Origin of the sequence: Shewanella halotolerans, from assembly GCF_019457535.1 — a bacterium.
Taxonomy (GTDB): Bacteria; Pseudomonadota; Gammaproteobacteria; order Enterobacterales; family Shewanellaceae; genus Shewanella; species Shewanella halotolerans.
This window is the reverse complement of the sequence record NZ_CP080417.1, coordinates 1,902,999-1,917,319: the sequence shown is the minus strand read 5'-3', so window position 1 is coordinate 1,917,319 and position 14,321 is coordinate 1,902,999. Positions and strand designations below refer to the sequence as shown.

The 14,321-nt window shown below is 55.7% G+C and carries 9 protein-coding genes; 3 read left to right on the top strand and 6 right to left on the bottom strand.

From position 1 onward, the window contains the following. Positions 1–17: 17 nt before the first annotated feature. From K0H81_RS08235 to K0H81_RS08225, 3 genes are all read right to left on the bottom strand, one after another. Positions 18–1,139, bottom strand: coding sequence for a UDP-glucose--hexose-1-phosphate uridylyltransferase (locus K0H81_RS08235; RefSeq protein ID WP_220060519.1), 1,122 nt, complete (start codon positions 1,137–1,139; stop codon positions 18–20). A 190-nt stretch (positions 1,140–1,329) separates the two neighbouring features. Further along, a complete protein-coding gene (locus tag K0H81_RS08230) occupies positions 1,330–1,809 on the bottom strand; it encodes a DMT family transporter (RefSeq protein ID WP_220060518.1) in 480 nt (159 codons plus the stop codon). Then, the gene (locus K0H81_RS08225; protein ID WP_258406422.1) at positions 1,809–2,405 is read right to left on the bottom strand and encodes a DMT family transporter; all 597 of its coding nucleotides are present in this window, start codon (positions 2,403–2,405) and stop codon (positions 1,809–1,811) included. The genes K0H81_RS08230 and K0H81_RS08225 overlap by 1 nt, the downstream gene beginning before the upstream one ends. 128 nt (positions 2,406–2,533) lie before the next feature. Here K0H81_RS08225 and K0H81_RS08220 point away from each other — a divergent pair, with 128 nt between their 5' ends. Then, positions 2,534–3,433, top strand: a complete 900-nt coding sequence (locus K0H81_RS08220) for a LysR family transcriptional regulator (RefSeq protein ID WP_220060517.1) — start codon at positions 2,534–2,536, stop codon at positions 3,431–3,433. Positions 3,434–3,519: 86 nt separating this feature from the next. On the opposite strand, the gene K0H81_RS08215 is transcribed toward K0H81_RS08220, so the two are convergent. From K0H81_RS08215 to K0H81_RS08205, 3 genes are all read right to left on the bottom strand, one after another. Continuing rightward, a complete protein-coding gene (locus K0H81_RS08215; RefSeq protein WP_220060516.1) occupies positions 3,520–5,118 on the bottom strand; it encodes a tryptophan halogenase family protein in 1,599 nt (532 codons plus the stop codon). Between the two features lie 110 nt (positions 5,119–5,228). Next, on the bottom strand, positions 5,229–7,247 hold the full coding sequence (locus tag K0H81_RS08210) for a glucosidase family protein (RefSeq protein WP_258406421.1): 2,019 nt from the start codon (positions 7,245–7,247) through the stop codon (positions 5,229–5,231). A 461-nt stretch (positions 7,248–7,708) separates the two neighbouring features. After that, positions 7,709–8,584, bottom strand: coding sequence for a helix-turn-helix domain-containing protein (locus K0H81_RS08205; protein WP_011866092.1), 876 nt, complete (start codon positions 8,582–8,584; stop codon positions 7,709–7,711). Between the two features lie 333 nt (positions 8,585–8,917). Between K0H81_RS08205 and K0H81_RS08200 the strand changes: the two genes are divergently transcribed. Then, positions 8,918–11,722, top strand: a complete 2,805-nt coding sequence (locus K0H81_RS08200; protein ID WP_220060514.1) for a TonB-dependent receptor — start codon at positions 8,918–8,920, stop codon at positions 11,720–11,722. A gap of 596 nt (positions 11,723–12,318) precedes the next feature. Next, positions 12,319–14,262, top strand: coding sequence for a glycoside hydrolase family 97 protein (locus tag K0H81_RS08195; protein ID WP_220060513.1), 1,944 nt, complete (start codon positions 12,319–12,321; stop codon positions 14,260–14,262). Positions 14,263–14,321 lie beyond the last annotated feature (59 nt).

Sequence of the window (14,321 nt, the reverse complement as noted above, 5' to 3'; positions counted from 1 at the left end):
TGGCTTTATCTGTGTTTTTATTGGCTCTGCTTGTCGTGGCTATTCTTGCTGTGGCTATTCTTGTTGTGACTGCTCTTGTAATGGCTACTCTTGTAGTGGATTGAGGATTGTTCCCTCAGACGTGCGGCGGCCTGCTCTGGGGTGATGTCCCGCTGGATCTCGGCCAGCAGCTCGTACCCCACCATAAATTTCTTCACGCTGGCGCTACGCAGCAGCGGCGGATAAAAATGAGCGTGCAGGCGCCACTCGGGGTGGTCCTGACTATCAAACGGCGCGCCATGCCAGCCCATGGAATAGGGAAAGGCGCACTGAAACAGGTTGTCGTAACGCACGGTGAGCGCGCCTATGATCTCCCCCAGGCTTTCGCGGGTCTCGGCGGTCAGCTCGGGCATGCGCCTAATATCAAACCTTGGCAAAACCAGAGTCTCGAAAGGCCAGCTGGCCCAGTAAGGCACAAGCGCCACCCAATCATGGTTGCTCACCACTAAGCGCTCTTCTTGCTGTAGCTCGCGCTCCACATAGTCGCCCAGCAGATTACTGTGATGCTGCTGGTAGTAATCCGCAAGGCGCTGCAGTTTCGTCGCCACTAGGGTGGGAAGGTGGTTATGGGCCCAGATCTGCCCATGGGGATGGGGATTAGAGCAGCCCATGGCGGCGCCCTTGTTTTCAAATACCTGTACCCAGAGATACTTCTGCCCCAAAAGCTCACTCTGACTCTGCCAGGCGGCGATCACCGCCTGCATCGCCTCGGGACTAAGCTGCGCCAGCGTCAGGCTGTGATCCGGCGAGAAGCAGAGCACCCGACTCTCCCCCTCTACCGTCTCGAAGCGAAACAGCGGGTCCTCCCCCTGAGCATTGGGGCCGTCACTATTGAGGGCCGCGAAGTCGTTTTGAAACACGAAGGTGGTGTCGTACTTGGGATTTTGCTCGCCATTGATGCGTCTGTTGCCCGGACAGAGGAAGCACTCGCTGTCGTAACTGGGCGCCGTGGTTAGATCCAGCGCCTCGGTCTGTCCCTGCCAGGGCCGCTTGCTTCTGTGGGGTGACAGCAACACCCACTCGCCGGTAAGGGGATTGAAACGGCGATGGGGGTGTTCATCGGTTGAAAACTGCGGCTTAGCCTGGGTCTTTTGAAACATAATAGCGATCTACATCCTTGGTTCTTAAGTGATCGCTATGCTCGGCCAGTTGCCCTTTACAGTCATTCCTGAAAAGGGGCTTTTATTTCCCATTTTCTTGCTTCGCCGCGAATTTAAGCTTTCTCAAACTCGCCGGTGCTGAAGACCATTAGTCTTTAGCTAGCACCTCCCCAGCCTAAAGTATTTACAATCACCTTTTTTCTGGCTTAAGCGGCTGATTATGAAGCGGCTGCTGCTTGGGACTGTTACTACGCGCCTCCATCCGGCGAAAAGCCAGCACGCCGACGAAGATGATGATCACTCCCAGCAGCTGCAGAGGATTGACCGCCTTGACCACAAGGTCAAACAGCACGCCGCTCAGCAGCTGACCCGAGATCACCAGCAGGCTACAGAGAGTGGCCCCCAACCTTAAGATGACCAGGGTGTTGAGTACCACAAACACGGCGCCCACGACGCCGCCTAGCCAGGCATAGAGGGGGGCATCGAGCAGGCCCGCGATGGGCGGAGTCGGCATAGACACCAGCAACAGACTCAAGAAGACAAAGCCCACGCCATGGTTCCACAGCGAGGCATAGTAGGCATCGCTCGCCTGACCCAGACGACCATTGAGGATGCGACACAGGCCGATACAGACGCCGTTGAGCAGCGCAAGCAGAAGAAGCGTTAGCATTACGCGCCCTCCTGAGCCAGCAAGACAACAAGTGCACCCAGGGCCATCACGGTCAGAGATGCGCCCTGCCCCCAATTTAGGCGGCGCCTCGCCATGCCAAACAAGCCCAGGCTATCGCACACCAGACCAAAGAGGATCTGCCCCGCCATGATGAAGGCGATGCTGGCGCTCAGCCCCAGGGCGCTGTTGACCGTCATGGCCCCTAGTACCACGGTGAAGGCGCCGGACAGCCCGCCCAGATAGGCCCACCAAGGCGCTGCACCGTTGCGCCTTGTAAGGGCAGCTTGTCTGAGGCGCACCGCGCCCAACAATAGGAGCGCGACTAGGGTGCCGACCCCATGGGCCACCCAAGAGGCCAGCAGCGGCGAGCCATACTTGGCCAGTTCGCTGTTTAGGGCGATCATCACCGCAAGGGCCACTCCACCCAGCAGCCCAAGCATCAGGTTCAGTGGCGTGCTTGCCTGTGGCTTAAGGTCAATGTAAGCCTGGCTTTTCGGTTCTTGTGGCATAAGTTGTGCCGCTTCTTGTGGCATAAGTTGTGCCGCTTCTTGTGGCATAAGCTGTGGCATAAGTTGTCGAATTAGCTTTGTCGTCATCGTCTCGTTCCACGCTAAATAGCGTCTTATTAGTCATCTTAATCTCGATGGCGCCACTTTAATCTGTTTCCATGAAATAGATAATCCGCTACATTCGAAACTCTTTGTTGCTATATAGGAAACTATATTTGGACATCTACGCCAACATTCCCCTGTTTGTCTCGGTCGTCGAACTGGGCAGTTTCTCCGAGGCCGCGCGGCGTTTAGGCATCAACAAGTCGGCGGTGAGTAAGCGCATCAGCGCCCTAGAGCAGGCCTTAGGGGTCAAGCTTATTCAGCGCACCACCCGCAGACTGCACCTCACAGATGCCGGCAGGCAGTACTATGAATATGTGCACCAAGCGGCTGCCCTGATGCAGCAGGCCCAGGATGCCCTGGCCAGCCAACAGGGGGCAGTAAAGGGCAACTTAAAGGTGAGCCTGCCCAACGTCTTCGGTCAGCGTCATATCGCGCCGCTGCTGAGCGAATTTAGCCGCCAATACCCCGCCATCAACTTAGAGGTGAGCCTGGACGATCGCGTAGTGGATCTGCTCAAAGAGGGCCTGGATATGGTAGTGCGAATAGGCGATCTGCCAGATTCTAGCCTGGTAGCGTTGAAGCTCGCCCCCTGTCACAGCCTGCTGTGCACCTCCCCCGACTATCTTGCGCGCCAGGGCCATCCCAGAAGCCTTGCTGATCTCAGAGGGCACAACTGCCTCTTCTATTCGTACTTTCGCGGCGGACTGGAGTGGAGTTTTGAGCGGCGCGGCGAGGTGAGCCGAATCAAGCCCCGGGGCAACATCAAAGTTAACAACAGCGAGGTGATCCGCCGCCTGCTGCTCGATGGCATGGGGATCGCCCTGATGCCCAGGTATCTGGTGGAAGAGGAGTTGGCTGCGGGCACTCTGGTGCCAGTGCTCAGCGATTACCAGGCGCCGACACATGGCATCTACGCCCTCACTCCGGAGCGGCTACATATACCCGCCCGGCTCAGGGTGTTTATCGATTTTCTCAAGCAGGCGTTGGCAGAGCGCAGCGCGAACTGGTAAGAACTTATCGGCCTGACCAGGCTTAAGCCTGACCTCGCTTTAGCCAGATATTCGGCCAGAGACTAAGCCAGAGATTAGCCCTGAGACTAGCCCTGAATTAGCGCCCGGATAAAGGCCCTGTGATCCGGCAGCTTCTGCGCCAGAAAAGCCTTGGCGTGGGCGATCTTATCCAGCTGCGCCCTGGCCTGCTGGCGCGCCGCATCATCGAGCGCCTTGGGCTGGGTACTGAAGCCCATGCCATAGAGCAGATAGAGGTAGTTATCCACCCCAAACACCTCGAACTGAGAGAAGAAGTCGTCGGGATGGGGCGTGAAGTGTTGCCACAGGGCGAGTCGCCGAGGCAGCTCCTCGGATGTTGGCTGGGCACTCAGATGAGTACGATAGTCGCGCCAGAAGGCGGAGTCGCTGCGATCCGACAGCTGATAGTGCAGCGCCACGAAGTCAATAACCGCCTGCCAGGCGTGGCCGACGATACGGTTAAACCTGGCCTCAAGCACAGGCAGTGTCTCACTGTCTGTGGGGAATTTTCGTGCAAGTAGTGACGCGGCAAAGTCAGTCAGCAGGATAGAGGTCGCCTCCAGGGGCTCGAGGAAACCCTGGGCCAACCCAAGCGCGACGCAGTTGCCCTGCCAGAACTTTTGCAGATGCCCTACCCGCATGGTGAGGCTGCGAAACTCGCCGGCACTTAGCAGCTCGTCACCCAGATACCGCTTGAGCTTCTGGCGCGCCTCATCGTCGCTCAGGTAGCGGTCGCAATAGACCAGCCCCACGCCTCGCCGCTTGGGCAGGGCGATATCCCAGATCCAACCGGCCTGATGGGCGCTCGCCTGGGTATAGGGCGGCAGCGGCGCATCGGGCGCGCTGGCCACCTGAGTCACTAACGCCTTATTCATCCAAAGCTTATCCGCAAGGGAGATGAACTCTACGCCGAGGGCTTTCTCCATCAAGAGGCCGCTAAAGCCTGAGCAGTCGAGGTAAAAGTCGAAACAGCGGCGACCGCCCTCTCTCAGGTGCAGCGCCACTATCTTCTTATCATTTTTACTTTCATTGCCCTCTGTGAGCATGTCCGTTTCTACACTGTCCGTCCTAAGCCTGCCCGTCTCAACTTCGAGCAGATGATCCTGAATATGCTCGACACCGAAACGCTCCATGGCGTTCTCCCTGAGCAGCTCGGCAAACTTGGCGGCATCGAAGTGATAGGCATAGGCGTGGGCACCCTGATAGGGTGCGGAGGCGAGCGTCTTAGGCGCCTTTTGCGCCTCGCAGCTGAAACTCTGGGGCGACAGGGCTTCATCGAACCCCATGGGGTTCTCACCCTTTGCGAGCCCATCAAGCCAGAAGTCGCTGAGGTCCACACCAAAGGGACTCGGCGGATCGAACAGGTGATGAAAGTCGCTCATCTCGCTGCCAGGCGTGCGGTGGCGCCAGTTGATGAACTTGATCGATTGCTTGAAGCTGGCATCGCAGCGCCTGAACAGCGCCGTCTCCTCAATGCCGAACGCCTGCAGTGACTTGCGGATCATGGGCACTGTGCCTTCGCCCACTCCTATGGTGGGGACATCGGGCGACTCGATAAGGGTAATGCTCACCTTAGGGCTACGTCCCTTGAGCGCCAACCCCAGATGATTGGCGGCCAGCCAGCCGCTGGCGCCGCCACCGACGATGGCAATGGATAAGATACTCACAGCTAGGGCCTCCGATTTGGGCTAAGGCGATCTAAATCTGACGCGCAACCAGTTTAAGATGCGCCCTTCCGCCTCGTTGAGGACAGAAAGGCGCTATTGGCAATGACTGTTTAGAGTGATAGCGACACAGGTCCCTTGCCGTCCCAGCTGAACTTCTGCTCCTTGCCACCAGGCTGCTGAACGCTGATCTGATAGGCATCATCGCCCTTGGCCTGAGTGCGATTGACGCAGAGATCTACCTTACTGTTGAAAGCGCGGATCCCCCTTAAACACATGTTATTCCAACCGGTCGGCAGATAGGGGGCGACCTTGAGGCGATTAAAGCCTGTGGGTTCCATGCCGAAGATCCCCTCGGTCACGACCCGGGCGTAGAGGGCGCTCTCGGCCGAGAGGTGACGCTGATTACCCTCGGGCCAAGCCTCGACCGCATAAGGCACATGCTCACCCAGCAGGCGTTTGCGCGAATAATACTTAAAGTAGCGCATGGCGGTGTCTGTCTCCTGGGCGCTGAAGATCCCCCTGAAGGCGTACAGGGTTGCCCTGTCCCAGAAGGTCTTGTTGCCCGCCTCGCTGTAGATCCCCTCTGGGCTCCATAGATAATCCGACAGCAGGGCATCCAGGGTCGCCTGCTTACGGTCGAAGATGCCGAAGGTGAGCGGCAAGGCGATCCAGGCTCTCAGCTTGTCGTTGCCCTGATAATACTGATAGGTATCGAACCCCTGCACGGTCGCGCCAAAGTAGGCCTCGATGGCGGTCTTAAGCGCCTCGGCTCGCTGGCGATAGTCGCTGGCTAGTTCAGTGCGGCCCAGTTCCTGATTCAGGTAGGCCGAGGAGATCAGCGCGCCATAGGTCAGCATGTTGGTGCTGAGGTTCACCTCTCCTGCGGCGAAACGTCCCTCCAGCTCGTCGCTGTCGGAGGCTATTACGCCATCAAGAGTCTGCTTCTTGTAGCTAAAGTCGATACACCAGTCGATGAGAGGCAGGAGCTCGCGGGCCTGCTGCTTGTCACCATAGGCCAGGGCGAAACGACTGGCACCATAGGCGATCATGGCACAATCGCCCCTGTCACCGGCGCCGTTCCAGTAATCGTCACCCTCGGCGATGATAGAGGATGGGATCGCCCGGCCCTCATCGTTCATGTAACGGGCAAAGTGGGCGAAGCTGTTGATGGCCGACTCGTTGCCGCGTTTATCCCCCAGGAAGGGGAAGAAGGGGTTGATATATTCCGCCTGATCGTTGGCCCAGATCGCCGCGTAGTAGCGACCGCCGCCGGGGCCATGCATCAGGCCGCCCTTGGTCCTGAAGATAGACTCGGCGCTGCGCAGCTTGGCAAACTCGAACATCTTGTTGAGCACAGGATCTGGCGTCTCTAGACGAAGGTTTTGATTCAGCTCGGCGACATAATCCTTACGTGCGCTTATCTCCTGAGCTGGCGTTAGCTCTTGTGCCGGCGTTAGCTCGTTCGCTTGAGTGAGCGCCTGACCAGGCCCCGCCTCACCTACTTGCCTGTCGGCTCTGTGGGCCTCGAAAGTCACGAAGAGCTCCAGGTCGCTGCCGGGCGCCAGACTATACTGCCCCACCTTATCGCTGCTGGCCTGGATAAGATAGCGGCCATAGACCCCCTTATCCGCATCCGTCTCGACCTTATAATTTAAAGGCTTAAACTCCAGCGTGATGGCCTGTTCGCCCTGGTTAGTAAACCGCAAGCGCTCGATCATCTTAGGCCCTGTGGTGCTGGGTGACAGGGTACGACTGATACTCACCTTGCTGCCCTGGGCATCGGATAGCTGGCTGGTTAGATTCAGGGTGCCATCTATGGTCACACGCTCAAGCGACTCTTTCGCAGGCGGCTTACCGCCAAGCATGATCTCAGGCGAGACGCTGAGTGGAAAATCATGGATCAGGCTGGCATGGGTGTCGTTAGGAATGGTGCGCAGCATGGGCCAGACCAGCTTACGCTTCAGGGTCAGCTGCCCCTGCTCGTCGCTGCCGTAGTAGATGATGGCCGAGATCTGCTCGCCGCTCATCTCGATATGGTCCTCATGCTTGTCCTGTACCTGCCAGGTGATCCCCTCATCGCCCAACTGCCAACGGTCATTCAGAGTATTGGCCAAGTCGTTTAACTGCATTTGGGCCTCAGGGGCTTCAGGGGCGACTTGCTGATCGCCTGAACGGGGCGCTTGGTAAGAACAGGCCGATAGGATGGAGATTGCGCATGCCGATAATAAAATGCTTTTTTTCATACTCTTCTCGGTATTAATAACGTTTTCATCTTGTGTCATTCGAATATTTGGCTGCTTATAAAGTCAAAATATAAAATTAGCTGATAAGGCTTTACCCAATAATCAAAGACACTCGGTTATTACTATTCAGTATTATTTTTTATAAGTGGCTCATGCCGATAAATATCCAAGGAAATAGAGACTCTTGTTAAATAGCCTTCTCTATTTACCTGCTAAGCCTTTATTCGCTGCGCCTTCATTGACTAGCCAGTCTGGACGGGCTAAGCGCGAGCGCTTTACAGATTGAAGCACGCGAGAGCGGCAACAGGCTTACTAAAAAACAATGACACTTTCTCGAAAAATAACCCTCATCCCACCCGGCGGCGAAACTCCAACGGCGACATGTTGAACTCGCGCTGAAAGATGTCATAGAAGCGGCTCACCGAGCCAAATCCCGCCTCCAGCGCTATGTTCAGCACAGGATTCTCGGTATCGATCAGCAAGGCCTGGGCATGCTGCAGCCGTAGCTGGTTAATATATTGTTTTATTGAGACTTTCATTACGCGATTGAAGAGCTTCATCGCATAGTTCTTGTGCAGCCCGGTGGACATGGCCACGTTTTCTATGGTGATCTTCTGATCATAATGGTCGGCGATATAGCGCAGCATGGTTTGGATATGGTTAAGCCCGCCAAACACAGGCTTGTCGACCCCATGGCCGCTGCGATGGGCCAGATTAAAGGTGCTGTAGTGCTCTATCGCCATGCGGCGGATACGGTTGCGGATTTCGTTGATCACCTGGCTGGCGAGCAGAGGCTCCTGGCTGGCGATATCCGCCTCCCAGATCTGCGTCAGCTGGCGATCGCACACATAGAGGCTGTCCGACACCATCACCTCGCCGTGGAGCAGCTGGCTGACAAACTCCCCCGGCAGCATCCAGGTGAGGAAGGCCTGCAGCGGAATGTAGATATTGACTATCTCACCGTCGCCATGACAGGCCGTCATCTGATGGGGGATCGAGGCCCAGAAGATGATCATCCGCCCCTCGGGCACAGAGATCTCCTGACCGTTAATCAAATAATCGGCTGAACAATCAAAGAGGTAGTTAATCTCTATGTGTCCATGCCAATGGCTGTGCGCCATCACCTCTGGCCGCTTGCGATGAAAGCCAAACTTATTGTCCTGCGCCTGCGCCGTTAATGGACTGGCTTCACTAAACGAAATTTTCTCGACCCATTCGAACATAAGGATAACCCCGGTTAAGCCACCTCAAGCGAACCTAACCCAAATACATTTGATTAACAAACATAAGTTATTTTTCGGGAAGTTATACCTGATTTTCAGGAAGGTTCAGAGTGAAACTTACTCAAGTAGCGAGCATGAAAGCGCCTAATGTTAAATATTCGTTAGGATATTTTCTGGAAATCATAGGCACTATTTCGGGAAGTTTCCCCTCCAGTCTCGGGGATATAAATATCAGGGTGAACTGATTTCAAAAATTAGTTTATTGAGCCTGATAAGAATTAATTCAGCCCAAACAATAAGGCTCAAAAAGCCTGAAAACACGAAGGGAATACTATGAAAAGAAATTATCTTGCCTTTGCGATTAGCCTTGCATTGGCCTCTTCACTTCCCGCCTACGGGGCCGACGACGAAGAGAAGCAACAGAATGATGAGACCGAGATGGAAGTCATCGAGGTGCGGGGGATCTTAAGCAGTCTGAAAGAGGCGCAGTCGATCAAGAAGGAAGCCGACAACGTGGTCGACGCCCTGGTCGCCGAAGATATAGGTAAATTTCCCGACAGCAACGTCGCCGAGGCGATGCAGCGCATCCCTGGGGTGAGTGTTAACCGCCTACGCGGCGAGGGGCAGAGCGTGACCGTGCGCGGACTATCCGGCGACTACAACGTCACTACGCTCAACGGCAGAAAGATCGCCTCGGAAACCGTCGGGCGCGACTTTAACTTTGATCTGATCGCCGCCGAGCTGATTGGCGGCATTCAGGTCAACAAGACTCAGCAGGCCTCCCTGCCCGAAGGCGGCATAGGCGCCATCATCAACATCGACACCCTCAAGCCCCTCAACGTGGGCAGTAAGGTAGCCGGCTCTATCGAGGGTTATTATAACGAGCGCGCCGGGGAGACAGATCCCCAGGCCTCGCTGCTGATCAGCGAGACCTTTAACGACGACGAGCTGGGGATCTTGATCTCCGCCAACCACACCTCCTCTTTCACCCGCTTCGACAGCCACAGCGCCCAGTGGGGCTGGAACGAGTGGAGCGAGGCCGAGCTGATGCCAAATGGCGATCCTAACGTATCGGGCCGCTTCCCCAGCTGGCCTAACATCATGGTAAGTACGGATCAGCGCGAGCGCAGCGGCGGTACGCTGGCCCTGCAGTGGCGTCCGACCCCGAACCTGGACATCAACTTCGACGCCCTCTATACCAAGTATGAGATTGAATCCACGGGGAACATGATCTCCCTGGCCCTGTTTGAGGGCACCAACCTGGATAACATTCAGGATGTGCAGTTTGGCGCCGATGGTCACACCAACAGCATCACAATCGGTGAGCCAGGCAACATGGACTCCCCCGCCATCGCCGAGCTGCTGGAATCTCAAAATCCCCGCGACAGCGATGCCATGCAGGTGGGGCTGAACCTCAACTACATCTGGGACAACTTTAACTTTAACGTCGACCTGGCCTACTCTGAGGCAGAAGATGCCTCGGCGGCGGTCAGCTGGGTGGTGGTGCGTACCGCCATCGACACCCTCACGGTCAACTGGGACAACGGCGAGCAGGTGCCCGACATCTCCTTCGGCGATACCGTGCTGGATGAGAGTATCGACTATGGCGCCTGGTATGCCCGCATCGACGGCGACAAGGTGAAGGACAAGACGGGTAACTTCAACTTCAATGGCACCTATGAGCCGGACGATGGCATCATCAGCAAGGTGCTGTTCGGCACCGGCTATAACATGCAGGACAAGGGCAAGACCTACTGGAGCCAGGAAAATCCCAGCGCCTACACCTTCCGTAACGGCACCACAGAGAGCGAGTGGATCAACGCCCCCGATAGCGAGAAGGTGGATATCGCCGGCAACACCCTATGGGGGCCGCTACCAGCAACAGCGCTCAATCCGGGCAACTTCGACGACTTCATGGGCAGCTCAAACGCCAACCTGCCCAACACCTGGGCGGGGATCAACATTCCCGGACTGTTCGACTACTACAGATCCTTGGACAGCGAGGCGTTCGACCAATACCTGGTGCCCAGACCTAACCTCACCGGCGGCAACACCTATGGGGTGAAAGAGGAGACCATTCACGCCTACGCCGAGCTGATCCTCGAAGATGAGATTGCCGGCATGCCCTACATGCTCGACTTCGGTCTGCGCTATATAGACACTACCGTTACTTCCTGGGGCTACTCTCAGGATCCGGCCAACATCGCCTTCGATGAAAACGGCCTGTTTACCGACGCGGTGGATACCGTCGGCCTGGTGGAGTTTGAAGGCAACTACAACAAGCTACTGCCGAGCTTCAACGGTAAGCTGGGGCTAACCGATGATTTGGTCTGGCGTCTGTCGCTGTCACAGGCGATCTCTCGTCCGCCGCTAACCAATCTGTCGCCGGTTACCTCTATCTGGCAGAACGAGGAGAAGACGCCGCCGGAAAACTTCATCTATGAGAATGATCCCGGCCTGGAGCCCTACTATGCCGATCAGCTCGATACCACGCTTGAGTGGTACTACAGCGACAGCGGCACCCTTAACCTGGCCTTCTACTACAAGGAGCTGCATGGCTTCGTGATCTACGAGCCGACGCGGGAAACCATCAATGGCGCCAGCTTCGAGGTCACCCGCCCCTACAACGACGATGAAAACCAGTCGCGTATCCGGGGTTATGAGCTGAACTGGCTCCAGACCTTCGACGACTTCCTGCCTGATGCCCTCGCAGGCTTCGGTGTGCAGGCCAACTATACCTATAACAACAGCGAGTCGGGTGAATATACGGAGGATGGCGAGCCGTTGCCGTTCAAGGGGTTGTCTGATCATCAGTACAATGTGGTCGCCTTCTACGAGAATCATGGGCTTAAGGTCAATGTGGCCTATAACTATCGCTCCGAGTACAGCCTGGGCAAGCAGTGGTATTGGTCAAATGCCCTCAACGACTGGACCTCAGAGACCCTACAGGTCGACGAATGGGGCCAGCTGGATATGCAGGTGGGCTATGACGTCACAGACAATATCACCCTCACCTTCGAGGCCAACAACCTGCTTGACCCCGATTACGTGCAGTACCTGAATGGGGACAAGAACCACGTAGACTATATCTCCAGCTGGGGTCGTAGCTATCGTGCGGGGGTTCGCTTCAAGTTTTAATCTCCCTTGTTAAATGATTCGCTCAAAGACAATTTAAGCAATCGTTTTGTTCGCCCATTACCACTAGGTGATGGGCTTTTTTTATGCCCAGTTCTCGCCGAGAAAATTAGTTTATCAAACTGATATTAATGAATAATCTATAATTTTTTCGCAAACGACTTTTAGGCTAAACAGGCCTTGAATGAGCCAAACTCTATGACTTAGTTTTTAGATAGTCATTGCTATAAAACCACCACCATCTAAGGGGAGAGCTTGCACGAGAAGCGCCTTTAAAACCCTAAACGCCAACTCGCCTAGGCAGCTTCATTTGCCTGCGCAGACAGCGCTCTCAGCTATATCGATGATGTTAAGGAAATTCCTTAGAATGACTAGCACACGCTCAACGCATATCGACAGTGGACGGCTTAACTTCTATGACATTTTAATCCAGCTAAATCCCTTTATGGTGGATCAAACATTGGCAGATCAAACGAGGCCAGATATAAGGTTATTTTTCGGGAAACATTAGCCCCATTTTCATGCGCCGGGGCGTCAATCGACATGCTTCAATGACTTACCTTCGGGAATTTCCCCGTATGAATCAGGAGTAATGAAACATGTTGCAGCGTTTTTTGACGGCGCCCCAGGCGTATAAGCAGCTGATGTTGGCAGGAGTGCTAACGCTTCCCAGCGCACTGGCCGTGGGCGAGACCTATCAACTCAGCTCCCCGGATGGAAGCATCTTGGTCGATGTCATCGCCGAGGAGCAACTTAGCTATCGCGTCAGCGTCGACGGCCAGACCATCTTGGCCCCATCACACATCGCCATGACCTTTGCCGATGGCACGGCCCTCGGCAACGCGCCTCAGGTTGTTGAGGTCAAACACAGTGCCATCTCAGAGCAGCTCACCCCGGTTGTCAAGGTGCGTACCGCCAAGATAGACAACCAATACAACCAGTTGAGCCTGAGTTTTAAAGATAATTACCGGGTGGAGTTTCGCGCCTTCGACGAAGGGGTCGCCTATCGTTTCAGCGCCCAGCAGTCTGGCAAGAGCGCCCTCACCTCTGAGCAGGCCGAGTTTAACTTCGCCAAGGGCGCCTTCGCCTACTTCCCCTTCGAGAAGAAGTTTGCCAGCGCCACCCAGCCCAGATTCACCCCCATCGCCGCCAAGGGGATAGACAAGGACGAGCTGGGTAGCCTGCCAGCCCTGTTTGTGGTCAATGGCGTCAATGTACTGCTGACCGAGACAGATCTGCAGAGCTATCCCGGTCTCTGGCTAAGGGGCAAAGGCGATGGCAATGTCTATGGCGTGCACCCATTTGAGCTGGATAAAGATGAGCAGTACACAAAGGACTATGGCGTGGTCAGCAAGTCTCGCAGCTATCCCTGGCGCATCCTGGCCATCGCCCGCAGCGACGCCGAGCTGCTCGACAACCAGATAAGCTATACCCTGGCCGAGCCGTCGCGCATCGAAGACACCTCGTGGATCAAGCCAGGCAAGATCGCCTGGGACTGGTATAACGAGAACAACCTCAAGGGGGTCGACTTCAAGGCGGGGATCAATACCGAGACCTACCAATACTACGCCGACTTTGCCGCCGACTTTGGTATCGAAAACATCCTTATCGACGATGGCTGGTCATCACAGGAAGATGTGCTTACCGTGCTGCCAGGCATAGACATGCAGGCGATCATCGCCCATGCCAAGGAAAAAGGCGTCGGGGTGCAACTCTGGGTGCCCTACTCGGCGCTGGACAAGAACCTGGAAGAGGCGTTTAAACTCTACGCCAAATGGGGGATCAACGGCGTCAAGATAGACTTCATGGACAGCGACAGCATCAAGCGGGTGGATTTTTACTGGCGCGCCGCTGCCATGGCCGCCAAATATAAGTTAATGGTCAACTTCCATGGATCCTACAAGCCTGCGGGGATCCACAGAACCTACCCCAACGTGATGACCCGCGAAGGGGTTAGAGGACTGGAAAATAACAAATGGTCTGAGGTAACCTCGACCCACAACCTGCATCTGCCCTTCATTCGCATGATAGCTGGTCCGCTGGATTACACCCCGGGCGCCATGGCCAATGCCCAGCAGAAGAACTTCAACAAGGTCTGGTCTCGTCCCATGAGCCTCACCACCCGGGCACAGCAGATCGCCATGTATGTGATCTACGAGAGTCCGCTGCAGATGCTCGCCGACACTCCCACCAGCTACCGCGCCGAGCCTGAGATCCCGCGCTTCATCGCCGCCATTCCTACAGTATGGGATGACTTCAAGGTGCTGCATGCCAGCATAGGCGAGTATTTCACCATAGCGCGACGCGCAGGTGATAACTGGTACATAGGCGCCATGACCAATACCCAGGCGAGAAGCCAGCGGATCAACCTGGACTTTCTGGGAGATGGTGAGTATGAGATGCAGCTGCTGCAAGATGGCATCAACGCGGGTAACTTCGCCGAAGACTATAAGCTGATCAAGAAAACCGTTACCAAGGGCGACAGCCTAGATCTCAACATGGCGGCCAACGGCGGCTATGCCATACAGCTGATAAAACGTTAAACGTCCCACTCCAAGGGTCTGAGTCGCTTAAGCTTCCATGCGTTCAGGCCCTTGCCTAT